26 protein-coding genes are annotated in these 25,799 nt (G+C 69.8%); 16 read left to right on the forward strand and 10 right to left on the reverse strand.

Annotated elements, in window-relative coordinates; genetic code table 11:
* Nucleotides 1-102 precede the first annotated feature (102 nt).
* The gene (locus tag DFR72_RS47170) at nucleotides 103-2,046 is read left to right on the forward strand and encodes a helix-turn-helix transcriptional regulator (protein ID WP_170176447.1); all 1,944 of its coding nucleotides are present in this window, start codon (nucleotides 103-105) and stop codon (nucleotides 2,044-2,046) included.
* Nucleotides 2,047-2,205: 159 nt separating this feature from the next.
* Here DFR72_RS47170 and DFR72_RS29905 read toward each other — a convergent pair whose 3' ends face one another.
* The 4 genes from DFR72_RS29905 to DFR72_RS29920 are packed head-to-tail and all read right to left on the reverse strand — an operon-like array spanning nucleotide 2,206 to nucleotide 5,849.
* Nucleotides 2,206-2,766 (reverse strand): helix-turn-helix transcriptional regulator, encoded by a 561-nt coding sequence (locus DFR72_RS29905; protein WP_090069275.1) that lies wholly within the window; start codon nucleotides 2,764-2,766, stop codon nucleotides 2,206-2,208.
* Nucleotides 2,767-2,785: 19 nt separating this feature from the next.
* Nucleotides 2,786-3,508, reverse strand: a complete 723-nt coding sequence (locus DFR72_RS29910) for a MaoC/PaaZ C-terminal domain-containing protein (protein ID WP_143086854.1) — start codon at nucleotides 3,506-3,508, stop codon at nucleotides 2,786-2,788.
* A gap of 15 nt (nucleotides 3,509-3,523) precedes the next feature.
* Nucleotides 3,524-4,693, reverse strand: a complete 1,170-nt coding sequence (locus DFR72_RS29915) for an acyl-CoA dehydrogenase family protein (RefSeq protein WP_090069279.1) — start codon at nucleotides 4,691-4,693, stop codon at nucleotides 3,524-3,526.
* Between the two features lie 10 nt (nucleotides 4,694-4,703).
* On the reverse strand, nucleotides 4,704-5,849 hold the full coding sequence (locus DFR72_RS29920) for an acyl-CoA dehydrogenase family protein (RefSeq protein ID WP_090069281.1): 1,146 nt from the start codon (nucleotides 5,847-5,849) through the stop codon (nucleotides 4,704-4,706).
* A gap of 40 nt (nucleotides 5,850-5,889) precedes the next feature.
* On the opposite strand from DFR72_RS29920, the gene DFR72_RS29925 reads away from it, so the two are divergent.
* The 5 genes from DFR72_RS29925 (at nucleotide 5,890) to DFR72_RS29945 (ending at nucleotide 9,468) form a co-directional block, all read left to right on the forward strand.
* A complete protein-coding gene (locus DFR72_RS29925; protein WP_090069283.1) occupies nucleotides 5,890-6,489 on the forward strand; it encodes a TetR/AcrR family transcriptional regulator in 600 nt (199 codons plus the stop codon).
* 9 nt (nucleotides 6,490-6,498) lie between these two features.
* Nucleotides 6,499-7,500 (forward strand): non-homologous end-joining DNA ligase, encoded by a 1,002-nt coding sequence (gene ligD, locus DFR72_RS29930; protein WP_090069285.1) that lies wholly within the window; start codon nucleotides 6,499-6,501, stop codon nucleotides 7,498-7,500.
* A 48-nt stretch (nucleotides 7,501-7,548) separates the two neighbouring features.
* Nucleotides 7,549-8,367 (forward strand): phosphotransferase family protein, encoded by an 819-nt coding sequence (locus tag DFR72_RS29935; RefSeq protein ID WP_170176448.1) that lies wholly within the window; start codon nucleotides 7,549-7,551, stop codon nucleotides 8,365-8,367.
* Nucleotides 8,368-8,440: 73 nt separating this feature from the next.
* Nucleotides 8,441-8,662 (forward strand): hypothetical protein, encoded by a 222-nt coding sequence (locus tag DFR72_RS29940; RefSeq protein WP_090069289.1) that lies wholly within the window; start codon nucleotides 8,441-8,443, stop codon nucleotides 8,660-8,662.
* Nucleotides 8,663-8,778: 116 nt separating this feature from the next.
* Nucleotides 8,779-9,468 carry a DUF6319 family protein gene (locus tag DFR72_RS29945; protein ID WP_090069291.1) on the forward strand — a complete coding sequence of 230 codons (690 nt, stop codon included), beginning with the start codon at nucleotides 8,779-8,781 and terminating at the stop codon, nucleotides 9,466-9,468.
* A gap of 495 nt (nucleotides 9,469-9,963) precedes the next feature.
* Here the strand turns inward: DFR72_RS29945 and DFR72_RS29950 are convergent, their stop codons facing one another.
* Nucleotides 9,964-11,466, reverse strand: a complete 1,503-nt coding sequence (locus tag DFR72_RS29950; protein ID WP_245983628.1) for an alpha/beta hydrolase — start codon at nucleotides 11,464-11,466, stop codon at nucleotides 9,964-9,966.
* A gap of 112 nt (nucleotides 11,467-11,578) precedes the next feature.
* On the opposite strand from DFR72_RS29950, the gene DFR72_RS29955 reads away from it, so the two are divergent.
* Nucleotides 11,579-12,448 (forward strand): EamA family transporter, encoded by an 870-nt coding sequence (locus DFR72_RS29955; protein WP_090069295.1) that lies wholly within the window; start codon nucleotides 11,579-11,581, stop codon nucleotides 12,446-12,448.
* On the opposite strand, the gene DFR72_RS29960 is transcribed toward DFR72_RS29955, so the two are convergent.
* Nucleotides 12,445-13,506 (reverse strand): ATP-dependent DNA ligase, encoded by a 1,062-nt coding sequence (locus DFR72_RS29960; protein ID WP_090069297.1) that lies wholly within the window; start codon nucleotides 13,504-13,506, stop codon nucleotides 12,445-12,447. The two genes, DFR72_RS29955 and DFR72_RS29960, sit on opposite strands and share 4 nt — an antisense overlap.
* A gap of 17 nt (nucleotides 13,507-13,523) precedes the next feature.
* Nucleotides 13,524-14,177, reverse strand: a complete 654-nt coding sequence (locus DFR72_RS29965) for a dihydrofolate reductase family protein (RefSeq protein ID WP_245983629.1) — start codon at nucleotides 14,175-14,177, stop codon at nucleotides 13,524-13,526.
* Between the two features lie 66 nt (nucleotides 14,178-14,243).
* Between DFR72_RS29965 and zapE the strand changes: the two genes are divergently transcribed.
* From zapE to DFR72_RS29980, 3 genes are all read left to right on the forward strand, one after another.
* A complete protein-coding gene (zapE, locus tag DFR72_RS29970) occupies nucleotides 14,244-15,236 on the forward strand; it encodes a cell division protein ZapE (RefSeq protein WP_090069301.1) in 993 nt (330 codons plus the stop codon).
* Between the two features lie 73 nt (nucleotides 15,237-15,309).
* Nucleotides 15,310-15,555, forward strand: coding sequence for a DUF3040 domain-containing protein (locus DFR72_RS29975; RefSeq protein ID WP_170176449.1), 246 nt, complete (start codon nucleotides 15,310-15,312; stop codon nucleotides 15,553-15,555).
* Nucleotides 15,556-15,603: 48 nt separating this feature from the next.
* On the forward strand, nucleotides 15,604-17,199 hold the full coding sequence (locus tag DFR72_RS29980; RefSeq protein ID WP_090069305.1) for an ABC-F family ATP-binding cassette domain-containing protein: 1,596 nt from the start codon (nucleotides 15,604-15,606) through the stop codon (nucleotides 17,197-17,199).
* On the opposite strand, the gene DFR72_RS29985 is transcribed toward DFR72_RS29980, so the two are convergent.
* The 3 genes from DFR72_RS29985 to rocD all read right to left on the reverse strand — a co-directional run bounded on the left by DFR72_RS29985 (nucleotide 17,196) and on the right by rocD (nucleotide 20,502).
* Nucleotides 17,196-17,600, reverse strand: a complete 405-nt coding sequence (locus DFR72_RS29985; RefSeq protein ID WP_090069307.1) for a GNAT family N-acetyltransferase — start codon at nucleotides 17,598-17,600, stop codon at nucleotides 17,196-17,198. The two genes, DFR72_RS29980 and DFR72_RS29985, sit on opposite strands and share 4 nt — an antisense overlap.
* A 207-nt stretch (nucleotides 17,601-17,807) precedes the next feature.
* Nucleotides 17,808-19,193: a DUF2252 domain-containing protein gene (locus DFR72_RS29990; RefSeq protein ID WP_090069309.1), complete on the reverse strand. Its 1,386-nt coding sequence runs from the start codon at nucleotides 19,191-19,193 to the stop codon at nucleotides 17,808-17,810.
* A 79-nt stretch (nucleotides 19,194-19,272) separates the two neighbouring features.
* Nucleotides 19,273-20,502 (reverse strand): ornithine--oxo-acid transaminase, encoded by a 1,230-nt coding sequence (gene rocD / locus DFR72_RS29995; protein ID WP_090069311.1) that lies wholly within the window; start codon nucleotides 20,500-20,502, stop codon nucleotides 19,273-19,275.
* Nucleotides 20,503-20,642: 140 nt separating this feature from the next.
* Here rocD and DFR72_RS30000 point away from each other — a divergent pair, with 140 nt between their 5' ends.
* The 6 genes from DFR72_RS30000 (at nucleotide 20,643) to DFR72_RS30025 (ending at nucleotide 25,757) form a co-directional block, all read left to right on the forward strand.
* Nucleotides 20,643-21,473 carry a PPK2 family polyphosphate kinase gene (locus DFR72_RS30000; protein WP_090069600.1) on the forward strand — a complete coding sequence of 277 codons (831 nt, stop codon included), beginning with the start codon at nucleotides 20,643-20,645 and terminating at the stop codon, nucleotides 21,471-21,473.
* 127 nt (nucleotides 21,474-21,600) lie between these two features.
* A complete protein-coding gene (locus DFR72_RS30005) occupies nucleotides 21,601-22,680 on the forward strand; it encodes a lactonase family protein (protein WP_245983631.1) in 1,080 nt (359 codons plus the stop codon).
* Between the two features lie 40 nt (nucleotides 22,681-22,720).
* On the forward strand, nucleotides 22,721-23,452 hold the full coding sequence (locus DFR72_RS30010; protein WP_090069313.1) for an SGNH/GDSL hydrolase family protein: 732 nt from the start codon (nucleotides 22,721-22,723) through the stop codon (nucleotides 23,450-23,452).
* Nucleotides 23,453-23,509: 57 nt separating this feature from the next.
* Entirely contained in the window at nucleotides 23,510-24,292 is a 783-nt protein-coding gene (locus DFR72_RS30015) for a HipA family kinase (protein ID WP_090069315.1), read from the forward strand.
* Nucleotides 24,276-24,662 carry a DUF3037 domain-containing protein gene (locus tag DFR72_RS30020; protein ID WP_090069317.1) on the forward strand — a complete coding sequence of 129 codons (387 nt, stop codon included), beginning with the start codon at nucleotides 24,276-24,278 and terminating at the stop codon, nucleotides 24,660-24,662. Before DFR72_RS30015 ends, DFR72_RS30020 begins: the two co-directional genes overlap by 17 nt.
* Before the next feature lie 75 nt (nucleotides 24,663-24,737).
* Nucleotides 24,738-25,757: an LCP family protein gene (locus DFR72_RS30025; protein WP_090069319.1), complete on the forward strand. Its 1,020-nt coding sequence runs from the start codon at nucleotides 24,738-24,740 to the stop codon at nucleotides 25,755-25,757.
* Nucleotides 25,758-25,799: the final 42 nt, after the last annotated feature.

The following is a 25,799-nucleotide window of genomic DNA, read 5'->3' on the forward strand; positions in this document are numbered from 1 at the left end:
GGGTGCTCCGGCACCCGATGTTGTGCGAAGGGGCAGACCTGCGGAACTTCTGCCGGTGCTTCTGCATGGTCCTGCGGATCGGCCCGCGATTTGCTGGTTGACATGGTCGCCCCGCTCAGCCCCGGTCTCGTGGGCACCGCCGTGCGCAGGGCGGGTGGCCTGCTCGTCGGACGTGAGCGGGAGATCGCCGTCCTGACGGAGGCGCTGAGCGGTGGCGCTCGCTCGTGCGTTGTGCATGGTGCAACTGGTATGGGCAAAAGCGCATTGCTGTCCGTTGCTTCTTCAATCGCGGTGCGCAGCGGGTTGCGGCCTGTTCGCGGATTGCGGGCGTTGAGCGGGGTCGACAGCCACACGGTGCTGGTGGTCGACGACGCCGAGCGGCTGTGCGCGGAGGAGGCCGACCGGCTGGCGCGTTTCCGGGGCGCGGTGGTGCTCGCGGGCGACTGCGATCCGGACGTCCTGGCGGTCGTGGACGCCGTGCGGGTGCCGTTGCGGCCGATCGACGCCGAGGCGGTCGCGGAGATGATCCGGCGGCGCTTCGACACCGAGGTCCCGCCGGAGCTGGCCGCGTTGTGCCTGGAGTACAGCGGCGGGGCTCCCGGCGTGCTGAGCGACGTCCTGGACGTGGTCACGGACCTGTCCTCGTTGCGCGCCGTGCTTCCCGGCGTGCGGCTGCCGCGTCTGCTGCGGGCCGTGCGCCGGAACTGGGAGGTGCTGGACGCCGACGCGGTCGCGGTCGCCCGTGCGCTGGCGGTGCTGGGCAGCGCGTCCCTCGACGTGCTGTGCGAGGTCGCCGGAATGGGGTCGTTCCGCACCTTGGCCGCGTTCGAACGCCTTGTCGACGCGCGTCTCGCCGACGGCGACCCGATGCGCGTCCGGTCACCGGCGCTGAGCCATGCGATCCGGCACGAGATGACGCCGGAGTCACGTGAGTCCCTGCACCGCACGGCCGCCGAGGTCACGCATCGGCGGTGCGATCCGCCGGTCGCCGTCGCCGAGCACGTGGTGGCCTGCGCGGAACCTGTCGGGGCGCGGTGGGTGGCGCCGCTGCTGCACGGGGCCGCACGGCTGCACCAGGCGGCGGGGCGGCCGGAGCAGGCGGTGAGGTGCCTGCGCGCCGCTCTGCGCGAGCCGGTGGAGGGGGAGATCGCCGAGCACGTGGCCGTGGCGATGGCGGAGCTCCACCTGCGTTGCGGCATCGCGCCCCGCGCCGACGAACTCGCCCGGCAGCGGCCCGCTGCGGGGGAGTGGTTCGACGCGGTGGTGCTCGACTGGCAGTGCGACGAGGACCTGCTCGGCCACTCGGCCGCACCTGTCGTGCCGGAGGATCCCGAACGGGCTCTGCGGGACCTCCCCGAGAGCGGGCCGCTGATCGTTCCGCTGGCTCTCGCCGGACTCGGCCTGCTGCGCCGGGGTTCCGAACGGGTCGTGCTGGATCTCGCGCCACAGCTGCGGGTCCGGCTCGTCGGCGCGGAACGGGACTGGCTGACCGCGTTGGAGATGTGGGCGCATCGGGCCGGCGGCGCCCACGCCGAGGTCTCCCGGCTGATGCGCGAACTCGCCCAGGCGTCACCGCTTCGGGGCTGCGTGGCGCTGGGCGCGGCGGCGTTCGTCGCGTCCTGTGCGGACGCCGGCCGTCCTGGCGAGGCACGGGAGATGCTGGTGCGGCTCGGTTACACGGGAACGCTGCCGCCGGTCTGGACGTGCGTGCTGTTGCTGCACCAGCGCGCTCGCATGCACCTCGCGCTCGGCACCGCCCGTGCCGCGCTGGCCGACGCCGAACGCGCCGGGGCGGCCGAGCTGGCGGACCAGGCGCGGGCGGCGCTGGGCCGGGAGCACCGCCCGCCGCGCGGGGCGGCGTGGGACCGGCTGACGCCGCACGAGTCGCGAATCGTCTTGCTGGTGCTGGAAGGCGAGACGAACCGATCGATCGCGGCGCGGTTCAACGTCACGCAACGGGCGGTCGAGCTGCACCTCACCCGCGTCTACCGCAAAGTGGGCATCAGCAGGCGGGTGCAGCTCTCCTCCGTCTTCGGAACGGCCTAGGCCCTGTCCTGCAAGTCTCATTCGCGATAGTCGCGGTCGAGGGCCCCGGAGGCGGCACCGCCGCAAAGCCCGAATACGCCCGGTATGAGGGCATTGCGGCGGCACCGCCTCCGGGACTCTCGACCGTGACTCTCATCGAACGGACTTGCAGGACAGGGCCTAGAGCAAGCCGGAACGCAACGCCCACGCCACCGCGTGCACCCGGTTGCGCAGCCCGAACCGTTCCAGCAACTGGTGCAGCGCGTACTTCACGGTCCGCTCCGAGCAGAACAGCCGCGCGGCGACCTCCGCGATCGTCGCGCCGTCGGCCAGCAGCTTCAGCAGCTGCAGGTCGCGGTCGTTCAGCACCGGCGAGCGGTCCTGCACCGCGTGGCCGCCGACGAGGAGCTTGATCAGCCGTTCGGCGTTGACGTCCGCCCGCCGCAGCGGAACCGCCAGCCCGGCCTGGGCCGCGATCGACGGGGTGAGGTCGTGCACCCGGGCCGCGATCACGACGATCTTGGGCGAACCGCAGGCCCTCAGCCGTGCGGCCTGCTGCGCGCACAGCTCGTTCACCAGGGCCAGCAGCACATGTGCGTCCGAGCGGTCCTGGACCACCCGCACGCGTGGTGAGTTCTTCAACAGGTGCGTCACGCCGGCCGCGCTGATCAGGTCACGGGACTCCACCGCCACGCGCACCGGTTCGATTCCGGAGTCCACGGTTGCCAGGGCACTACTCATGACTCGATCGTGCGAGCTTTCAGCGGCTGTCCACTTCGGAAAACCGAACCGATCCGAGCAGAACCTGCCGGTCGTTCGCGAACGTGCGGAACTCGCCGGTCGGCCAGCGTTCGATCCGGAGCTCGTCGCCGGGCGTCACGGGCGCGGTGAAGCGGGCGTGCAGCTCGGTGAAGTCCAGGCCGCGCACGGTGATCCCGAGCGTGCACAGGCCGTGCAGGATGGGCTGCGCGAACCCGGCCCGCCGCGCGAACCCGGCGTCGTGGTGCATCGGGTTCACGTCGCCGGTCTCGCGGTACCGCAGGGCCTGGTCCCCGGTCGTCTGGAAGAGGCCGACCTCGGGAGCGGTGCTCGGGACGGTGAACTCGCGCGTCTCACCGCGTTCACCGCCGAAGCCGCCTTCACCCTTGACGAAGCACGACGACCGCGTTCTCGCGTGCTCCGACTCCCAGGTGCTGACCACGAGCGCCCCGGAGCCCTTGTCGTAGATGTCGGTGACGGTCTTGGTGACGACCGTGGAACCGTGCGAAGGGAGTGGGCCGTGCAACCACAACGACTGCTCGGCGTGCAGGACCTGGGTCATGTCGGCGCCGGTCAGGCCGAGTTGCGGGCCGCCCTGCTGCAACAACGGGATGGCGAACGCGGGGGAGTAGCCGCCGACCGCCGCCGCGTACACCCCGGCGTCGCCGGCCGACCAGGTGCGGACCTGTCGTTCGACGACGCCGAGGATGTCGTGGCTGAGCATCACCCCAACATAGGGCTATCCGAGCGTGCCGCGGATGTTCGCGTGACCCTTGAGGAGGTTGCGGGCGATCGTGCGGCGCTGGATCTCGTCGGTGCCCTCGTAGATGCGCAGCAGCCGCAGTTCGCGGTACCAGCGCTCGATCGGCAGCTCACGGGTGTAGCCCATGCCGCCGTGGATCTGCAGCACGCGGTCGACGATCTCGTTGGCCTTGATGCCGCCGTAGAGCTTCGCGATCGACTGCGCCTGCCGCGAGTCCTGCTTCTGGTCGACGAGCCACGCGGCGTGCAGCACGAGCCAGCGCAGTGCCTCGATCTCGACCGCGGAGTCGGCGATCATCCACTGGATGGCCTGGTACTCGGCGATGGGCTGCCCGAACGTGACGCGGTTCTTGGCCTGCTCGATCGCCATCTCGACCAGCCGCTCGACGCTGCCGAGCGCGCGGGCGGGCAGCAGGTAGCGGCCCTGGCCGATCCACTGCATCGCGAGGTGGAAGCCCTTGCCCTCCTCGCCCAGGATGTTCTCGTGCGGCACGCGGACGTTGTCGAACACGAGCGCCGCCGGACCCCACTGGCCCATCGTCGGGATGGGCTCGGACTTCCAGCCCATGTCGCGGTCGACCAGGAAGCACGTGACGCCGCCGTCGGCGCCCTTCTCCTTGTCCGTCACCGCGAACACCATCACGAAGTCGGCCTCGTTGCCCTGCGTGATGAACGTCTTCTCGCCGTTGATGACCCACTCGTCGCCGTCCCTCACGGCGGACGTGCGGATGGCCTTGGCGTCGCTGCCGGCGCCGGGCTCGGTGATCGCGAAGCACGACACGCGTTCGCCGGAGATCGTCGGCAGCAGGTAGCGCTGCTTCTGCTCCTCGTTGCCGTGGAACAGGATGTTGTCCGCGTAGCCGCCGAAGCGGAACGGGACGAAGCTGCGGCCCAGCTCGGCCTCGAGGAGCGCGGTCATCACGGCGCCGAGGCCCATGCCGCCGTACTCCTGCGGCGTGAGGACACCGAAGAACCCGGCCTGCTTGGCCTTGTCCTGCAGCTCCTTCAGCTCGTCCCGCGCGAGACCCGGCTGGCCCGCGCGTTCGCGGCGCAGCACCTCGGGCTCCAGCGGGATGATCTCCTTGCGCACGAAGGTCCGCACCCAGTCGCGGATCTCCTTCTGCTCCTCGTCGAGCGTGAAGTCCATTTCTTTCCTTTCAGGCGAACGCGTTGATGCCCGTCAGCGCGCGACCGATGAGCAGTTTCTGGATCTGGCTGGTGCCCTCGTAGAGGGTGGTGACACGGGCGTCCCGCAGGTACTTGCCCACCGGGTACTCGTCGATGTAGCCGTAGCCGCCGAAGACCTGGATGGCGTTGTTGGCGACCTTGACCGCCGCCTCGCTGGCGAAGAGCTTGGCCATGCTCGCCTCGGTGCGGAACGGCTCGCCGCGGTCGGCCAGGTCGGCGACGCGCCACGTCAGGAGCCTCGCGGCGTCGGTCTCCACGGCCATGTCCGCGAGGAGCTCCTGGACGAGCTGGAAGCCCGCGATGGGCTTGCCGAACTGCTCGCGTTGCCCGGCGTACTCGAGTGCGGCCTCCAGTGCGCCCCGCGCGGCACCGACGCAGCCCGCCGCGACCGACATGCGGCCCTTGTCGAGCGAGCCCATCGCGAGCTTGAAGCCCTCAGTGCTGAGCAGGGCGTCCTGCGGCACGTCGACGTCGTCGAGGGTGATCTCGGCGGTGGCCTGGCCGCGCATGCCGAGCTTGCCCTTGATCTCGGTGGCCTCGAAGCCCTTCGAGTCGGTGGGGACCAGGAAGGCGCTGATGCCCTTCGGGCCCGGCCCGCCGGTGCGGGCGAACACGAGCGCGACGTCGGCCCACGTGCCGTTGGTGATGAAGACCTTGCGGCCGTTGATCCGGTAGCCGTCGTCCGTCCTGGTGGCCTTGGTGACGAGGCTGCCCGCGTCGCTGCCGGTGCCGGGTTCGGTGAGGGCGAAGCAGCCGACCTGGGTGCCCGCGGTCAGACCAGGCAACCAGCGTTGTTTCTGCTCCTCCGTGCCGTGCTGGGCGATCGACTTCGCGACCAGCCCGAGCGAGACGGAGATGATGCCGCGGACCGCGCTGTCGCCGCGGGCGATCTCCTCGAGGACCAGGCAGTAGGCGAGGTTGTCGCCGCCGGAGCCGCCGTAGCGCTCGTCGATCCCGAGCCCGAGGAACCCGACCTCGCCGAGCGCGGGGACCAGTTCCCTGTCGATGGCCTCGTCGCGGTCCCAGCGCGTGGCATGGGGGACGATGCGTTCGTCGGTGAACCGCCGGGCCAGCTCCCTGAGCTGCCGGTGTTCGTCCGAAAGCGTTAGATCCACAGGCCCTCCCGACTAACCGAACAGTGTTAGGTTAACTCACATGCCCCGGCCGAGCACCCCTCTGCTGAGCACCGACCGGATCAGGTCGGTGGCCCTGGCCATCATCGATCGAGACGGCCTCGACGGCCTGTCCATGCGCAAGCTCGCCGCAGAGCTGGGCGTGCAGGCCGCGTCGCTGTACGGGCACGTCCGCACCAAGGACCAGCTGCTGAACGACATCGCCTCGTCGATCTTGTCGACCGTCGACGTCTCGGGCTTCGCGGTCGACTGGCGCGAGGGCCTGATCCGATGCGCGCGCTCCTACCGTGCGGCGTTGTCGTCACACCCGAACATCGTTCCGTTCCTCGCCTACGGCCCGGCCGGCCGCGAGGAGTCGCTCCAGCGCCTCGACCTGCTGCACGGCGCCCTGGTCGACGCCGGCTGGTCACGCCGCGAGGCCACGATGATCGCCGCGGGCCTGATGTACATCGTGTTCGGCTCGGCCCTGAGCTCGTTCTCCAGCGGCTTCTCGTCCGATCCCGCGGACTACACCGACCGCTACCCGCACCTCGACCGCGCCCACCTGCTCCCCGGCGTCGCCCGCGAACTCGACCGCGACAGCTTCGAGCTGGCGCTCGCGGCGTTCGTGCGTGGCCTTTAGTGTTCTGCCGTGGCTTCCAAGGCGATCGAGCTCGAGGTCGGTGACCAGCTGGTGCGGGTGTCCAACCCGGACAAGCCGTACTTCCCCGCGCGGGGCATCACCAAGCGGCAGGTGGTCGAGTACTACCGCACGGTGGCGCCAGTGCTGCTGCGGGTGCTGCGCGACCGCCCCGTCGTGCTGAAGCGCTACGTGGACGGCGTCGAGGGCGAGGCGTTCTACCAGAAGCGCGTGCCCAAGGGCGCTCCTGACTACGTCGAGACCGTGCAGGTGAAGTTCCCGTCCGGCCGTCCCGCCGACGAGATCTGCCCGACCTCCGAGGCCGTGATCGTCTGGGCCGCGAACCTCGGCACGTTCGACTTCCACCCGTGGCCGGTGCGCCGTCCCGACGTGGACCACCCGGACGAGCTGCGCATCGACCTGGACCCGCAGCCGGGCACCGACTTCTCCGACGCCGCCCGCGTGGCCCTGGTGCTGCGCGAGGTGCTGACCGACGCGGGCCTGACCGGTTACCCCAAGACCTCCGGTGGCCGCGGCATCCACGTCGCCGTGCGGATTCGTCCGGAATGGGACTTCGTCGACGTCCGGCACGCCGTGATCGCACTGGCCCGCGAGGTCGAGAAGCGCGCCCCCTCCCAGGCGACTTCGGCCTGGTGGAAGGAAGAACGCGGCGAGCGCGTCTTCATCGACTTCAACCAGGCCGCCCGCGACCGCACGATCGCCTCCGCCTGGTCGGTGCGCGGAACGCCGCGCGCGACGGTCTCGACCCCGGTGCTGTGGGACGAGCTGTCCACTGTGGACCCCGACGACTTCGACGTGCTGACCGTGCCGGAGTACCTGGAGGAGCGCGGCGACCCGCACGCCGGTCTGGACTCCGAGGCGTTCGGCATCGAGACGCTGCTGGAGTGGTACGCGGCCGATCCGCGCGGTGAGATGCCGTACCCGCCTGACTACCCGAAGATGCCGGGCGAGCCGCTGCGCGTGCAGCCTTCCCGCGCCCGCAAGCAGGAGTGACAGCGCGCGAGGTGGCGTTCGTCCACCTCGATCGGTGATGATCACGGTGTGGAGCCGACGCAGCAGGACGCCGAGTCGTACCGCGACCGCCTGGGGCTGGACGGCGACGTGGTGCGGTTCGAGGAAGGGTCGCTGCCCGTCTTCGCCGTCGGGGACGACCTGGTGCTGAAGCTGTTCCCGCCGCGGTACCACGGCGAGGCGCCGATCGAGGCCGCCGTGATGGAGGCGCTGCACGGCAGGTTGCCGGTGCCGACTCCCCGGTTGCAGGGCGTCGGGGTGCTCGACGACTGGGCGTACGTGCTGATGTCGCGGCTGTACGGCGAGGAGCCCGCGGTGCCGGACGCCGAGGTCGGCGCGCGGGTCGGGGAGGTGCTGAAGGCGCTGCACGTGATCGAGCCGCCCGCGGTCCTCGGACCGGGTGACTGGGCGGCGTTCGTCGCCGGGCAGCGGCGGAGATGCGTTGAGCTGCAACGCGAGCGCGGGCTGGACGAGCGGTGGCTGGAGCGGATTCCGGCGTTCCTCGACGGGGTGGATCTCGGTGACGAGCGGCCGGTGTTGCTGCACATCGAGGTGATGAGCGCACACCTGTTGTGGCGCAACGGGAAGTTGTCCGGGCTGTTCGACTTCGAGCCGGCGATGCGCGGGGCGTTCGAGTACGAGTTCGCCAGTGCCGGGCTGTTCGTGACCAAGGGCGACGCGAAGTGCTGGAAGGCGTTGGTGGAGGCGTACGGGCGGGTGCCGGATCCTCGGCGGGTGATGGCTTACGCGCTGTTGCACGTCTACTCCAACTTGCCCGAGTACCTGCGTGAGATGCCCGAGGGGGATTCGTTCGACGAACTCGCCGTGCGGTGGTTCGGGGGTGAGTGAGCCAACCGGCTGTATCGGGAACGGATCCAGTGGCCGACCTCGTAGACTGGGCTGAACGCGAGAGGAGGTCGTGATGTCCCAGCCATATGTAGTGCGGTACGTCGGCGGTCCCCTCGACGGCAGGGTCGATTCGCTGCCGTCCACGCCCGAGGACCCGAAGCAGACCGTGACGTACGTGCACCTGCACGGCGGGCCCAAGATCGTGCACGTGTACGACCTGTCGTACGCGGTCGAGTACGGGTGCGAGTACCAGTTGCGAGCCGAAGACGCCGAGAAGGCCGAAGAAGAGGCCTGAGAGCGCTCTCATGCGCTGCATCGCCCGTTGATGATCTTGTTGTCGACCCTGTGCTCAGAAATGTCAGGGGTGTAGGGCATGCTGGGGCACAGGTGTTCGAACGGGGAGGCAGCGCGATGGCGAAGAAGAGCGGGCTGTCGGCGGAGGACGTCGTCGACCTGCGGTCGCAGTTGGACGAAGGCAGTCAGCCGATGGTGTGGTTCACAGCGGCCGCGGTCGGCATGGAGGAGGGCAGGTCGGCGAAGCTGCTGGCCGTCATCGACCCTCCGGAGGGTGATTTCATCCAGGTCCGGCCCACGGGTTCGAAGGACGAGATGTCCTTCTCCCCGGCCGAGTTGACGCTGGAGAAGCCGCCGCCGCGCAAGAAGCCGGCGACCCCGCCCCCGGCGCCGCCGGAGCCGCCGCGGGAGACTGAGGTCATCCACCCCTACGTCCCGGAGGCGCCGGTGAAGCCCGCGGCCCCCAAGCCGAAACCCGCACCCGCTCCCGCCGAGCAGGCGCCCGCGAAGCCCGCCGCGCGCAAGCAGGCCGCGAAGAGCACCTTCCCCGAGGTCACGATCACGCTGGTGACGACGGGCGAGGGCGAATGGGCCGTGGAGGTGCTGCAGGGCACCCGCAGGACGGTCCGGCCGACACCGGTGCCGCCCGCGCAGGTGGCCCAGGCCGCGAAGCTGCTCACACCCGAGGTCGCCGAGATCGTCGAGGGCGTGCTGAACGCGGCGCGTGCCCAGCAGCTCGCCCGGGTGGAGCAACTGCGCGCCGAACTGGAGGCAGCCCAGAAGGCCCTGGCCGACCTGGGCGCGTAGCGCGATCACGTGCTGCGACGCACTGGTGGTTGTCCGCACGCGTTCGGGTGAGAGGGGTTCCCAGGGCTGGTGGCGGGGCGGACCGTGAGGTGCGCGGATGTCCCGCGCAGGTCCGGCTTGGAGGACGGGGAGGCCCTGATGGGTACGTGTGGGTGCTGTTCCGGGTGCACGGGGCCCGGCTGCGGCTGCTGTTCCAGCTGCTGACACGAAGATTCGCGCGGGGAGCTGTTCGCGTCGTGGTCACGCGAACGGCTCCTCCTCTGCGTTCATGCGGCTGAGGTCGGGCGGTCGTCGCGTCGTGAGTTGCGCGAAAGGCTCCCTGTCCGCGTTGGTGCAGGGCGAGCAGAAGTGCCGTTCGACGGGGCTTTCGCGTCGTGGTCACGCGAACCGTTCCCGCCGACGTTGGTGCACCCCGATCAAGGTTGGCGAACGGTGCTGTTCGACGGCACCGTCCTGTCGTGAGCTACGCGAATGCTCCCTGTCCGCGCGGCCCGATCAGGGCGGGCAGACGGTGCCGTTCGACGGCACCTTCGCGTCGATCAGGTAGTCGCGCACCGCCGTGGTCGCGCACCCCGACAGGGTGAGCGCACCGTGCCCGCTGCCCTGCCACCCGATCAACGACGACCCCGGCAGCCGCTGCGCCGTGTGCTCGGTGCCGGGCGCGGGGGTGGACAGGTCGTTGGCCGTGCTGAGGACCACGATCGGCGGCGCGCTCTTCAGGGCGTCCACCTTCTCGGCCTTGGGCGGCGGGAACGGGTTGCAGTGCAACAGCATGCGGGCGAACACGGCGCCGAACATCGCGTGCTTGGACTGCCAGTCGGCGGTGAGGGCCTTCACCCGGTCCGGGGGGATGCGGGTGGCGGTGTCGTTGCAGCCGATGATCAGGCCCGCGTCGAAGCGCGGCGGGTTCTCGTCCAGGTCGTTGACCAGCGGTTCGAGCAGGGCGAACAGGCCCGTGCTGTCGCCGGCTCGGGCCTTCACCAGGGCGTCGGCGAGTGCGGGCCAGCGGGCCCGGTCGGTCAGGCCAGCCAGGATCGCGTTCAGGGCCGAGCCCGGGGTCAGGTCGACGTACTCGCCGCGCACGCGGCCGGTTCGCAGCTGGGTCAGGAGTGCCGTGACGTCCTCGCGGGGGTTCGCGAGCGCGCAGCCGCGGGTCTTGCAGTCGCGGGCGAACGCGTCGAACGTCGCCTCCGCCGCGACGGCGCGGGACTCGAGGACGCCCACCTGGTCGAGCGCCGGGTCCGGGGCGCCGTCGAGGACGGTGCGGCCGATGCGGTTCGGGTAGCGCTGGGCGTAGGTCGTGACGACGCGCGAGCCCTCGCCCAGGCCGATGGCGTTGAGGCGGTCGGTGCCCAGGTAGTCGCGGAGGCGTTCGAGGTCGGCGGCCGCGCGCCACGAGTCGAACGCGGTCAGCCGGCCTTCGAGGTCGAGCACGCACTCCTGCGACGCCTCGCCCGCGGCGACCACGAGGGTCGACTGCTCGGTCTCGGCCGGGTCGTACTCGACGAGCTGCGCGCGCGTGGCCTGCGGAACGCACGCCATGCCGTCCGAACGGCCGGTGCCACGCCGGTCCATGCCGATGATCGTGAACGTGCTGAGGATTTCCTTCGGCAACGCCGCCGCGAGCCGCGCGGCCTTCAGCGTGCCGGGCTCGCCGCCGGGGTCGTTGACGACGACCAGCGCGCTCTTGCCGGTGCCGACGCGCGTCAGCGCGATGCCGATCGTGCCGCGGCCGGGGCGTCCCGGCGGGTCGAGCACGGTGGTCATGCGCGCGCATTCGTACTTCTGGTCGCCCTGCGGGGCGTCGGCGCCGAAGCGGTCCTTCATCTGCTCGTTGCACGGCGACCACGGCAGCGAGTCCGTCTTGTACTCGCTCAGCGGGGGCACCGGCTGGGGCCCGGCGAGCGTGCTCTGGTCGACGGGCTGGTCGCCCTCGCCCTTGACCGCGATCACCGGCCTGTTCGAGGGCCCCGCGCTGCACGCCGTCAGCACGCTCACTGCCAGTAGGGCCAAGGCAGCGCGACGCACAGATTTCCTCACTCTCGTTCACACTCCGGGAAGCTGAGCCTCGCACGGCACAGGTGAGAATCCAGTGAGTCAGGATGGGGGCATGGCTCACGCTGATCGGCTTCCCGCCGCTCGTCTCATGGGTGGCATCCCGCCGACGGCCCTCGTGCTCCTCGGCATCGTCAGCGTGCAGGTCGGTGCCGCGTTCGCGAAGCAGCTGTTCACGGTCGCGGGTGCGGCGGGCACGGTGACGTTGCGCCTGGTCATGGCCGCACTGGTGCTGGTCGTGATCTGGCGCCCGTCCGTCCGGCTCGACCGCCGCACCCTCGTCACCATTGCCACCTACGGCGCGGTGCTCGCGGCGATGAACCTCTGCTTCTACGCGGCACTCGACCGCATCCCGCTCGGCGCGGCCGTCACGATCGAGTTCCTCGGGCCGCTCGCGGTGGCCGTCGCCGGCTCACGGCGCTGGATCGACGGTGTGTGGGTGTTGCTCGCGGGTGTCGGCGTGGTGCTGCTCACGGGCGTGCAGGGCGGTCTGTTGTGGACGGGTGTGCTGTTCGCGCTGGCCGCGGGCGCGTGCTGGGCGGCGTACATCCTGGTGACGGCCAGGCTCGGCAGCCAGACGACCGACGGCAAGGGTCTCGCGCTCGCGATGGTGGTCGGGGCGGTGATCGCGCTGCCGTTCGGCGTCGGCTCGGCCGGCACGGCGATGCTCGACCCGCTGGTGCTCGCCGCGGGGTTCGCGGTCGCGCTGATGTCGTCGGTGGTCCCGTACTCGCTGGAGCTGGAGGCGTTGCGCCGCATGCCGCCGCGCGTGTTCGGGATCCTGATGTCGATGGAACCGGCGGTCGCCGCGGTCGCGGGTCTGCTGCTGCTCGGCGAGCACCTCAAGGCGGCGCAATGGGCCGCCGTCTGCTGTGTCGTGATCGCGTCGATCGGTGCGACGCGCTCGGCCAGGCCGGACGTCTAACGAGCCCGGAGCTCGCCCTTCAGCACCGATGCCACGTCGTAGCGGGCAGGGATCTCCAGCTGGTCGTAGCGGCACGACAGCGGCTCGCGGTCCGGCCGCCACCGCGCGAACTGGCCGTTGTGCCGCAACCGCACCGGCTGCTCGCCCTCGGTCTGCGTGTAGTGGATCTCCAGCACCCGCTCGGGACGCAGTGCCACGTACTCGGCCTGCTTGCCCCGCCACCGGTTGATCTCACCGGGGATCCGCTGCCCCGGAACGGGATTCGCCCACGGGTGGTCTCCCGTGGTGATCAACGGCGCCAGCTCGGCCGCCAGCTCCCTGCGTTCGGCCGCCTTGAACGACCCGCAGACGCCGATGTGGTGCAGCAGGTCGTCCGAGTCGTAGACGCCGAGCAGCAACGAGCCGACCGCCGTGCCGGGCTCGGTGTCCTTGTGCCAGCGCAACCCGGCGAGCACGACGTCGGCGGTGCGGGCGTGCTTCACCTTGATCATCGAACGCTTGCCCGGCGTGTACGGGCCGTCCGACGGCTTGCCCATCACGCCGTCCAGCCCGGCGCCCTCGAACAGCGTGAACCACTGCCGCGCCGTCTCGACGGACGTCGTCGCGGGCGTCACGTTCAACCCGGGCAGCTCCAGCAACGCCTCGCGCCGCGCGACGGTCGGCGACTCCAGCAGCACCTCGGACCCCAGCGCGAGCAGGTCGAAGGCGACGAACGTGGCCGGCGTCGACTCCGACAGCATCGTCACCCGCGAGGCGGCCGGGTGGATGCGCTCGGACAACGCGTCGAAGTCCAGCTCGTCGTTCTTCGCGACCACCAGCTCGCCGTCGACGACCACCCGGTCGGGCAGCACGTCCAGCATCGAGGCGACGACCTCGGGGAAGTAGCGGTTGAGCGGCTTGCCGCTGCGCGACTGCAGCAACACCTCGTCGCCGGAGCGGAACACCACGCAGCGGAACCCGTCCCACTTCGGTTCGAAGAACAGGTTCGCGTCGTCCGGGATCCCGTCCACCGCGGTGGCGAGCATCGGCTGCAGCGGCGGTGTCAGCGGTAGGTCCACGCGCACATCCTGCCTCTTCAGCTGGAATTCTGCCGCTGATACCGCAGCAACAGCACGTCGTCCGCGCGCAGCACCGACACCAGCGAGAGGGCCACGGGCGGGATCACCGGACCGTGCGCGATCCGCGAAGAGTCGCCCACCGCGAGCAGGGGCGCCACCGTCAGGTTGAGCGCGTCCACCAGGCCGGCGGCCACCATCGACCCGAACAGCCGAGGCCCGCCCTCGAGGTCGATCCGGTGCAGTCCTCGTGCCGCGAGCTCGGCCACCGCGACGCCCAGGTCCACCTCGGTCTCCCCGGCGACGACCACGTCGGCGGGCAGCGCGGGCATCCGGGCGGCCTCGGTGGTGATCACGATCGGCGGCACGGCGGTGTCGGTGAACAGCGGCAGGTCCGGCGTCAGCGACCCGCGCGCCGTCACGACGGCGATCGGCAACGGCCTGGTGCGCTTCGCACCCCGGTACCCCTCGGCCAGCACGGTCGCCGAGCCCACCAGCACGACGTCGGCGAGCTCGCGCCCGAGCAGGTAGATCCGCCGGTCCGCGGGCGAGCCCAGACCGGCCGACCGGCCGTCGACCGACACCGCGCCGTCCACGCTGGACACGAAGTTCGCGGTCACCCAGGTGCGGCCCGCGGGATACCCGTACAGCGGCTCGAGGGCTGTGTCGGTCATCTCAACGCCCGGTGAGGGCCACAACATCTCCACCGAGCCATCCCATCACGCCGATAAGGTGCGGGCATGCGCTTGTCCGACCGGGATCCCCAGATCGGTGCCGACGAACTGATCGAGGGCCTGGTACCGCCACCGAGGTTCGACTCGGTCAGCTTCGACACCTACATCCCGAACCCCGACGAACCCTCGCAGGCCGCCGCGGTCGAGGCGGGCCGCCTGTTCGCCGCACGGGTCGGCGCGAGCCGCAGGAAGTGGTCGCTGTTCGGGTCCAGGGGCTCCGACGAGGGCAAGCTCGGCCTCTACCTCGACGGCGGTTTCGGCGTCGGCAAGACCCACCTGCTCGCCTCGCTCTGGCACGCCGTGCCGGGCCCGAAGGCGTACGGCACGTTCGTGGAGCTGACGAACATGGTCGGCGTCCTGACGTTCCCCGAGGCCGTGAGGCGGCTGTCGGGCCACAAGCTGCTCGCCATCGACGAGTTCGAGCTCGACGACCCCGGCGACACGATGCTGGTCACGCGCCTGATCAAGGAACTCGTCGCGGCCGGCGTGCACGTCGCGGCCACCTCGAACACGCTGCCGGACAAGCTCGGCGAGGGCCGGTTCGCCGCCGCCGACTTCCTGCGCGAGATCCAGTCGATGTCGTCGAAGTTCGACGTCGTGCGCGTGGACGGCCCCGACTACCGCCACCGCGGCCTGCCGGAGGCCCCGTCGCCCATGTCAGACACCGATCTGATCGTTAGAGCCTCTAACACCGAGGGCTCGACCCTCGACGACTTCGACGACCTCTGCAAGGCGCTCGCCCGCATCCACCCGTCGAAGTACGGGCGGCTGCTCGACGGCGTCACCGCGGTGCACCTGAAGGACGTCAAGGCCGCACCCGACCAGAGCGTCGGACTGAGGCTCGTGGCGTTCGGCGACCGGCTCTACGACCGCGACATCCCGGTGGCGGTCTCGGGGCAGCCGCTGTCGGAGCTGTTCACCGACGAGATGCTGCGCGGCGGCTACCGCAAGAAGTACCTGCGAGCTGTCAGCCGATTGGTCGCGCTTTCTCGGGTTTGACTCCGGCGGCGTTCGAGTATCCACTGGGTGGCGGGCGGGAATGATGACGTCCCGACGTCCTCCGGAGGCACTGATGCTGAGTGAAGCCGAACGCCGCTCGCTCGAGGAGATCGAACAGCGGTTGCTCGCGGACGAGCCGAGACTCGCCCGCACGATGAACCGCCAGGTGCGTCCCTGGTTGCTCTACTCCCTGCTGTTCGTCTTCGGCGGTCTCACGGTGCTGCTGACGGTGATCAGCGCGTTCGGCGCCGCCTTCCAGTGCCTCCTGGTCACCGCCGCCGTGCTCGTGTACCGGAGGTACCCGCTCCGCCTGCGGTGACCGGAAACTCACTGGCGTTCCCGGGCGGCGACCCCGACGATCTCGTGCGTGGGTTATCTCGAAGCGAACGGGCTCGCGTACACCCTGCCTGACGGCAGGGAGCTGTTCCGCGACGTCTCGTTCAAGGTGAGCGGCGGGACCGTGGTCGCGCTCGTCGGCGCGAACGGTGCCGGCAAGACGACGCTGCAACGGATCCTGTCGGGGGAGCTCACCCCGAAGCAGGGCAGCGTGCACGTGCAGGGCGGGCTGGCGGTGATGCGGCAGTTCATCGGTTCGGTCCGCGACGACTCGCTCGTGCGCGACCTGTTGCTGTCGGTCGCCCCCGAGGCGTTGCGCAAGGCGGCCGTGGAGCTCGACGACGCCGAGCTCGCGCTGATGGACACCGACGACGAACCCGCGCAGATGCGGTACGCGAACGCCCTCTCCAGCTACGGCGAGGCAGGCGGGTACGACATCGAGGTCCTCTGGGACACCGTGACCGTCGCCGCCCTGGGCCTGCCCTACGACCGGGCCCGGTTCCGCGAGGTCCGCACGCTCTCCGGTGGTGAGCAGAAGCGGCTGGTCCTGGAGACCCTGCTGCGCGGCACCGAGCAGGTCCTGCTGCTCGACGAACCCGACAACTACCTCGACGTCCCCGGCAAGCGCTGGCTGGAAGACCGGCTGAAGGCCACCGACAAGGCCGTTCTCGTCGTCAGCCACGACCGTGAGCTGCTGTCCACGGCCGCCACTCACGTCGTCACGGTCGAGGCGCATTCCACGTGGACGCACGCGGGCTCGTTCGGGACGTGGCACGGCGCCCGAGCGAAACGCATCGACAGGCTGCTGGAAGATCACCGGCGCTGGAACGAAGAGCACGAGCGGCTCAAGGACCTCGTCCGCACGCTCCAGCAGCTGGCCAAGTCCTCCGAGGTGATGGCTCAGAAGTACCGGGTCATGGCCGCGCGCCTCGAACGCTACGAGCAGGCGGGCCCGCCGCCGGAGATCCCTCAGGACGAGAAGGTCACGCCTCGGCTGAAGGGAGGCCGGACGGGCGTGCGCGCGATCACGTGCGAGGCGCTGGAGCTGACCGGGCTGATGCAGCCGTTCTCCCAGGAGATCTTCTTCGGCGACCGGGTCGCGGTGCTGGGCGCGAACGGCTCCGGCAAGAGCCACTTCCTGCGGCTGCTCGGCGGCGACGAGGTGAGGACCACCGGCAAGTGGAAGCTCGGCGCACGGGTCGTGGCCGGCCTGTTCGCGCAGACGCACGAGCACCCGGAGTGGCTCGGCCGCACGCTCGTCGACATCCTCTGGCACGGCGAGGGCCAGCGCACCGGCAAGGACCGGGGCGCGGCGATGTCGGTGCTGCAGCGCTACGGCCTGCACCAGGCGGGCGACCAGCGGTTCGAGAACCTCTCCGGCGGGCAGCAGGCGCGGTTCCAGATCCTGCTGCTGGAGCTGTCCGGGGCGACGTTGCTGCTGCTCGACGAGCCGACGGACAACCTCGACCTCGCGTCGGCGGAGGCGTTGCAGAACGCGCTGAACGACTTCGAGGGCACGGTCGTCGCGGTCACGCACGACAGGTGGTTCGCGAAGTCGTTCGACCGGTTCCTGCACTTCCGGGCGGACGGCAAGGTGTCCGAAGTGGACGAACCGGTCTGGACCTAGAACTCCCAGGACACGAAGGCGCCGTCGTCGATCGACCCACCCGCCTTGCGGTACGTGGCCTGAGCCGCCGTGTCGCCCGCGGCGGTGCCGGTCCACATCGCGTAGCAGGCCCGTTCCACCGCAAGGGCTTTCAACGCCTCCACCAACGCGGTGCCGATACCGCGGCGCAGGAACGCGTCGTCCACGCCCAACTCGTAGAGGAACATCTCGGTGCCCTTGTCGGGGTGCGTGGTCTCGACCCCGGACACGAAGCCAGCGGGCTGGTCGCCGATGTAGGCGATCAGCAGGTGGCTGTGATCCTGCGCCAGGAACCGCGCGGTCGCGTCCGGCCGCGGCGGCGCGTCGAACAGGTGCGCGGCGGCGAACACGTCGTCGGTGGTGGCGGCGCGACGGATCTTCATACCGCCAGGCTAGGCGGTGTCTGACAATTCCGTCGGGCGATAGTGGCGGCCGAGGGATCCGCGGACGGCGCCACCGCAACGCCCGAATACGCCCGGTATGAGGCCGTCGCGGCGACACCGTCCGCGGATCGCTCGCCCGCGCCTCTCACCGAACGAAATCGTCAGACACCGCCTAGGTGAACTCCGCAGCAGGGGCCTGAAGGCGCGTCAGCGGGCCTCGGCGGTCGCGGGCAGCTTCCCGTTCTTGACCAGCCTGGCCAGCTCGGCGTGGTCCGCCTCGGTCTGGTCGGCGTAGTCGAACGCGTACTTGGCGAAGGCCTCGTCCAGGTCGTCGCCGCCACCGTTCTGGAAGTAGCCGGCCAGCAGTCGCGGGTCGAGCGAACGCGTGTGCGCGCGGGCCAGCAGGGCGCCGGCGAAGCGGCCGTAGTCGTCGAGGTCGTCGCGCTTCAGCGTGGTCGCGTCGATCTCGCCCTTGCGGTTGCGGAACTGCCGCACGATGAAGTGCCGGCCTTCGATGGTCGTCCAGCCCAGCAGGATGTCGGTCTCGGCCTGCACGAGACGTGCGCCGTGCACGATCCGCTTGCCCTCGTGCTTGGCGGGCTCGACGTTCAGGAACGGCTGCAGCGCGGACGGCCTGGCCTCCTTGGCCTGCAGCACCAGTGCCTCGGAGCCGTTGCCGTGCAAGAGGATCAGGTAGTTGCGCAGGCCGACGCTGCCGGTGCCGACGACGCGGAACGCCACGTCCGACACGCCGTAGCGCATGATCAGGTTGGTCCGCGACTCCCGCAGGGTGTCCACGTAGGACGGCAGCGCGGCGATCACCGCCGCCTTCGTCGGGGGAGTGGCCTCGGTGAACGTCGGCGGGTTCGTGATGAACCGCCACTTCTCGCCGTCGTGCGCGGTCCACTTGGCGGCGAACTTCGCGCTGGTGTTCTTGCGCGACTTCTCGGCGGCCTTGGAGAAGTCGTTGAGCAGGTCGTCGGCCTTGACCTTCGACAGCGTGGACTCGTCGCCCAGGGCGGTCCACGAGTCCATGAACGGGATCTCCGCGAGGTGCCGGATCGTGCCCCGGTACGCGCTGACGGCGTCCTCGGCGGCGTCGCGGCAGCCCTTGTCGGACACGCCGCCGACGCGACCGGCCAGCACCAGCGAGGCGACGAGCCGCTTGAGGTCCCACTCCCACGGGCCCGGCAGCGTCTCGTCGAAGTCGTTGATGTCCATGACGATCTGGCCCTCGGGCGTGCCGTAGAGGCCGAAGTTCGCTGCGTGTGCATCACCGCACAGCTGAGCGTGAAGGCCCGTCGAGCACCCGGCGGCGAGATCGCCCGCCTGCAGCCCGGCCGCACCGCGGAAGAACGCGAACGGGTTCTCGAGCATCCGCCCGATTCGCAGCGGGATCAGGTTTTCCAATCGGCCCTCGTTGCCGGCGCGCAGGAACTCCAGCACGGACGGGCGTGAAGAGGCCAGCGACATCGCGCGGTGCGCCTTGAAGTCCACTGAGGACCGCAGCGCGCGTCCCTCGGCGTAGACCTCTTCCGGCTCAACCCAACGGCCCAGAGCTGCAGCAGCCTCAGCGCGAACCCGTTCACCCATAAGAGTCATGATGCATGCGGCGGACGAACCAGGAGGCTCGTCCGCCGCAACTGTGACCTAGCTACGAACGAAAATCGCCCTAAACGGGACGAACGACCTCGGCGATCGCCTGAACGCCCAGGTCGATCTCGTCCCGCGTGATGACCAACGGCGGCGCGACGCGCAACGTCGAGGCGTGCGTCTCCTTGCACAGCACCCCGCGCGTGGCGAGCGCCTCGGACGCGGCCCGGCCGACAGGACCGCCGGGCGCGATCTCGACGCCGGCCCACAGCCCGCGCCCGCGCACCTCGGCCACGCCGTGACCGACGAGCTTGTTCAGTTCGGCGTGCAGGTACGCGCCCATGTCCCGCGAACGCTGCTGGAACTCACCGGTCGCCAGCAGCCCCACGACCGCGCGGCCCACGGCGCAGGCGAGCGGGTTGCCGCCGAACGTCGACCCGTGCTCGCCGGGCTTCAGCACGCCCAGCACCGACCGCGACCCGACCACGGCGGACACCGGCAGGATGCCGCCGCCGAGAGCCTTGCCGAGCGTGTAGAGGTCGGCGCGCACGCCCTCGTGGTCGAGAGCGAACAGTTCGCCGGTGCGGCCGAGCCCGGACTGGATCTCGTCGGCGATCATCAGCACGTCGTGCTGGTCGCAGAGGCGGCGGATACCGGCCAGGTACCCGGCGGGCGGCACGACGACGCCGGCCTCGCCCTGGATGGGCTCGAGCAGCACGGCGGCCGTGCGCGGGGAGATCGCGGACTCGATCTCGTCGAGCGCGCCGTACTTGACGACCTTGAAGCCGGGCGTGAACGGACCGAAGTCGTTGCGGGCGGTCTCGTCGGTCGAGAACGACACGATCGTCGTGGTGCGGCCGTGGAAGTTGGACCCGGCGACGATGATCTCCGCCGTGCCCTCCGGCACGCGCTTGACCTGGTACGCCCACTTGCGCGCGACCTTGATCGCGGACTCGACGGCCTCGGCGCCGGAGTTCATCGCGAGCACCATCTCGGTGCCGGTGAGTGCCGCGAGCTCCCGGCAGAACAGGCCGAACTGGTCGTGGTGGAACGCGCGGCTGGTCAGCGTGACGCGGCCGAGCTGCTCGACGGCGGCGGCCACCAGGGCGGGGTGGCGGTGTCCGAAGTTCAGCGACGAGTAGCCGGACAGGAAGTCCAGGTAGCGGCGTCCGTCGACGTCCGTGACCCACGAACCCTCGCCGTGCGAGATGACCACCGGCAACGGGTGGTAGTTGTGCGTGCTCCACTCCTCGTCGAGGGCGACGTAGTCCGCGCTGGTGGTGGTGTTGTGCTCAGCGATGGCGGTCATTCTCCAAGGCTAGGGGCGTGGACAAGCGATATCGACCGTCAACCGTTGCGCACTGCATCAGTTTGTTGCGTAGATTTATCAATCAGTGGCTGTTGCTTGCACAACGCGCAGAATCAGCGGTGAATCGCTACGGTCAGATGATGGCGAAGAAGTCGGTTCGTGACGCGCTGCGACTCGATGAGGTGGATCTCTCCACCCTCGACCCCGCCGGCCGCCCGATCGGTCCCAAGAGCAAGAAGGAGGCGGCCGACGACCTGGTCGCCTCCGGGGCCGAGCTGGACGGTCTGCAGGAAGCGCTCTACGCGGAGAACTCTCGCGCGGTGCTGCTCGTGCTGCAGGGCATGGACACCTCGGGCAAGGGCGGCGTGGTCAGGCACGTCATGGGCCTGGTGAACCCGCAGGGCGTGCGCATCGCGTCGTTCAAGAAACCGACCGCGGCCGAACTGCGCCACCACTACCTCTGGCGCGTCCGCAAGGCCCTGCCCGAGAAGGGCCGCCTCGGCGCGTTCGACCGCTCGCACTACGAGGACGTGCTCGTGCCGAAGGTCGAGCGCCTGATCACCGCCGCGGAGCTGCGCACCCGCTACAAGGAGATCAACACGTTCGAGCAGGAGCTCGCGGAATCCGGCATCAGGCTGATCAAGTGCTTCCTGCACATCTCGCCGGAGGTCCAGAAGGAACGGCTGCTCGCGCGGCTGGACGACCCGAGGAAGAACTGGAAGTACAACCCGGCCGACATCGACGTCCGGTCGAAGTGGTCCAAGTACCAGGACGCGTACACCCAGGCGTTGAAGAACTGCCGGGACACGCCCTGGTACGCGATCCCGTCCGACCGCAAGTGGTACCGGAACTGGGCGGTCAGCCGGCTGCTGCTGGAGACCCTGCGCGAGATGGACCCGAAGTTCCCGCCGCCGGCCTACGACCTGGAGGCCGAGAAGGCCAGGTTGGTCAACAACGACCCGTTGCGTTAGGCGCAATCTTGATTGCACCTATTGCCTGACCGTAGTGGTCTAGGCCAGTGTGGACTGCGCCGCCGCCGCAAAGCTATATCCCGGAGGTGCGGACGTGGGTGTGGACCGGCGACGTTTTCTCGGAGCCATGGGTGTGGGAGCTGGACTGCTGATGACCGGAGGAACCGCTGAGGCGGCTGCCGCCACGCGGAGAGTGTTCTTCGGGGCCTACACGACGTGGAGCGGTGGCGCCGAGGGCATCGGGATCGGCACCTACGACACCGTGACCGGGCAGCTGAAGACGACAGGCGTGATCAGCGGCGTGGTCAACCCGTCGTTCGTGATCGAGTCGCGCGACGGCAGGTTCCTCTACGCCGTCAACGAGAACACCAAGGGCGAGGTCACCGCGATCAACGCGACCACGCTGAAGGTGATCAACAAGCAGGCGACCGGTGGCGCCGACCCGTGCCACCTGACGCTCGACCCGTCCGGGAAGTACCTGATCACGGCCGACTACTCGTCCGGCTCGCTCAGCGTGTTCCCGGTCAACGCGGACGGCAGCCTCGGCGCGCGCACGCAGAAGGTGCAGCACAAGGGGTCCGGGCCCAACAAGGAACGCCAGGAGGGCCCGCACGCGCACCACATCGTGTTCGACCCGGCCGGCAGGTACGCCGCGGCCGTCGACCTCGGCGCGGACTCGGTGTTCGTCTACTCGTTCACCGGCGGGAAGCTGACCCAGGTCTCACAGGCGAAGGTCAAGCCGGGAGCCGGGCCGCGGCACATCGCGTTCCACCCGGACGGCAAGACGGCCTACGTGGCGAACGAGCTGGACTCGACGATCGTGACCTGCGCCTACGCGAACGGGACGCTCACGCCGGGCCAGGTGCTCAAGACCGTGCCGTCCGGAAGCCCGACGAACTACCCGGCCGAGGTGCTGGTCTCGGCGGACGGCAGGCACGTCTACCTGTCGAACCGCGGGCACGACAGCATCGCGCACTTCACGGTCGGCGGGTCCGGTCTGACTATGGTCGGCACCACCGCCGTCGGCGGCCGGTACCCGCGGCACATCACGTTCGACCCGACCGGGTCGTTGCTGTTCGCGGCCAACCAGAACTCGAACAACGTCACGTCGTTCACGGTCGACAAGGCCACGGGCAGGATCACCCCGTCCGGCACGCCGCTGCAGACCGCGATCCCGGTCTGCGTGCTGCCCACACGACTGGGTTAACGCACTTCAAGTCGATCATCCACAGTGGTACTCCGGTCTCATGGGACTTCTGGCTGGAGTACTCGCCGTCGCGTTGCTGGCGCCCGCGCCGATCGCCCCGGAGTACGTCGCACTCGGCGACTCCTACGCGTCCGGAGCGGGCGCCGGTTCCTATGTGGACGGCTCGTGCCGCCGCAGCTCGAACGCCCACCCGGCGTTGCACGGCGGTGACTTCCCGTCGTTCAAGTTCGTGGCGTGCAGCGGGGCGACCACGAGGTCGCTCAAGTCCCAGTTCCGGGCGCTGAGCCCGAACACCACGTTCGTCACGATCACCATCGGCGGCAACGACCTGGGGTTCGTGGACGTGCTGACGACCTGCACCCTGAACGGTGACAGGGCCTGCACCAAGAGGGTCGCCACGGCGGTGGACTTCATCCACGGGCAGTTGCCCGCCCGGCTCGACACGACCTACGCCACGATCAAGGAGGCGGCGCCGAACGCCAGGCTGGTCGTGGCCGGGTACCCGCGGCTGTTCACGCCGAGCGACGGTTGCCGGACGTTGTCGGCCGTCACACGCGCGGCGCTCAACAACGCCGCCGACCAGCTGTCCGACGAGATCGCCAAAGCGGCGGAACGCGCTGGTGCGCGGTACGTCGACGTGAGGGAAGCGTTTGCGGACCACGGCGTGTGCGCGGCCGAACCGTGGATCAACGCGCTGGTCAACCCGACCGCAGACTCCTACCACCCGAACGAGGAGGGGCAGGCCGCGTACTTCCGGGCGCTGACCTCCTGAGAGCGCGCGGCCGGAATCCGGCTCGGCTTCCGGGCGGTTCCGTGTGATCATGCGCGGGTGAGTCATCTGAGGGAGGTCACGGCCACCCGGTACGTGACGCCGTTCCGCGAGGGCGGGTCGATGCCGGGGTTGGTCGAGGCCGACGACCTGGGCATGTACGTGGTGAAGTTCCGCGGCGCGGGGCAGGGAGTGAAGGTCCTGGTCGCCGAGGTCGTCGTCGGCGAGCTCGCGCGGCGGCTCGGCTTCCGGATACCCGAGATCGTCCTGGTGCACCTCGACCCGGAGCTGGCGCGCGCGGAACCCGACCAGGAGGTCCAGGAACTGCTGCGCGCGAGTGGCGGCCTCAACCTCGGACTCGACTACCTGCCCGGCTCGTTCGACTTCAACCCGGTCGTGCGCGACCCCGGCGCCGAGCTCGCGACGAGGCTGCTGTGGTTCGACGCGCTGGTGCTCAACGTCGACCGCAGCTGGCGCAACCCGAACATGCTGCTGTGGCACCGCGAACCGTGGCTGATCGACCACGGTGCCGCGCTGTACTTCCACTACTCGTGGAGCGAGGGACACTCAGCCACCCCAAAATGGAAAATGGCTGAGTACCGGTACGACTCGTCGGACCACGCGATGCTGCCGAACGCGGGCGCTCTGTCCGAAGTGGACGCGGAGCTGGCCGCGAAGGTCACGCCGGAGCTGCTCGACGAGGTGCTCGCGCTCGTCCCCGACGAGTGGCTGGAAGGTGATCCGGCGGAACTGCGCCGCCGCTACAAGGACTTCTTCACCTACCGCCTGACCAACCGCGGCTGGGTCGACTCGCTGGAGGCCGCGCGTGCCGCACGTGTTTGAGTACGCGCTGCTGCGGGCGGTACCGCGGCAGGAGCGTGGCGAGTTCATGAACGTCGGCGTCATCGTCTACTGCGCGCCACTGGGCTTCCTGTGCGCGAAGACCTATGTGGACGGTGAGCGGCTGCGGGTGCTGGACCCGCACCTCGACGTCGAGATGCTGGAAACCAGCCTCGAGCACCTGACGAACTCGTGCGACGGCGCCGCCGCGGCCGGTCCGGTCAGCCGCACCACGGTGGGGCAGCGCTTCCGCTGGCTGACCGCGCCCCGCAGCACGATCGTGCAGACGTCACCTGCTCACACGGGCTGGACTGACGACCCGTCGGCCGAGGTGAACCGCCTGTTCGAGGCGTTGGTGCTGCCGCCCCGGTAGGTTCCTCGCAACCTAAGGGGACGAACGGCGTCCCTAGTTGCAAAGCGAAACTGATGCGATCGGGGTTGGCGACAAATGAGCGCTGGGTACCACCACGGCTACCAGCAGCCGCGGCGTCCCATGCCGCCGCAGCGGCCGATGAAGAAGAAGAGGCGTCCGGGACGCGTCATTCTGGTGCTGCTGCTCGTCCTGGTTCTGGGCACCGTCGGCTTCGGGTTCTACGTCGACTCGACGCTGACGCGGATCAACGCGCTGCCGGACTACGCGGGCCGTCCCGCCGAGACGCCGGGCACCACCTGGCTGCTCGTCGGATCGGACGCCCGGGAGGGCCTGACGCAGGAGCAGAAGGACGCGCTGGCCACCGGTGACGCCGCCGGAAGGCGGACCGACACCATCATGATGTTGCACCTGCCGGACAACAGCGCGGCCAAGCCGGTGCTGGTGTCGATTCCGCGTGACTCCTACGTCGCGATCCCGGAGAACGGCCGCAACAAGGTCAACGCGGCCTACGCGTTCGGCGGGCCGCAGATGCTCGTGCAGACGGTCGAGGGCGCCACCGGCGTGCGGATCGACCACTACATGGAGATCGGCTTCGGCGGGTTCTCCGACATGGTCGACGCGGTCGGCGGCGTGGACATCTGCCTCGACCAGCCGATCAAGGACCCGCTGGCCGGCATCGACCTGCCCGCGGGCTGCCAGGAGCTCGACGGGCCGCAGGCTCTCGGGTTCGTGCGGACCCGCGCGTTCGCGACCGCCGACCTGCAGCGCGTGCAGAACCAGCGGAAGTTCCTGTCGGCGCTCTTCGAGAAGGTGAAGAGCCCGGCGACGCTCGCGAACCCGTTCCGCGTCATCCCGCTGATGAACGCGGCGTCCGGTTCGGTCTCGGTCAACGAGGACGACCACGTGTGGCACCTGGCCAGCGTCGCGCTCAACATGAGCGATGCCACGAGCGGGACGGTGCCGGTCGGTGGCACGCCGACGGTGCCCGGTGCGGGTTCGGTCGTGCAGTGGAACAAGGAGAAGGCGTCTCAGCTGTTCGACCTGATCAGCAAGGACCAGCCGGTTCCCGCCGAGCTGATCGCGCCTCCGAAGTAGTCCTTACGACTTGACGGGCTCGGGAGTGGGCTCCGAGCCGGT

Origin of the sequence: Lentzea flaviverrucosa (assembly GCF_003350445.1) — a bacterium.
Lineage (GTDB): Bacteria > Actinomycetota > Actinomycetes > Mycobacteriales > Pseudonocardiaceae > Lentzea > Lentzea californiensis.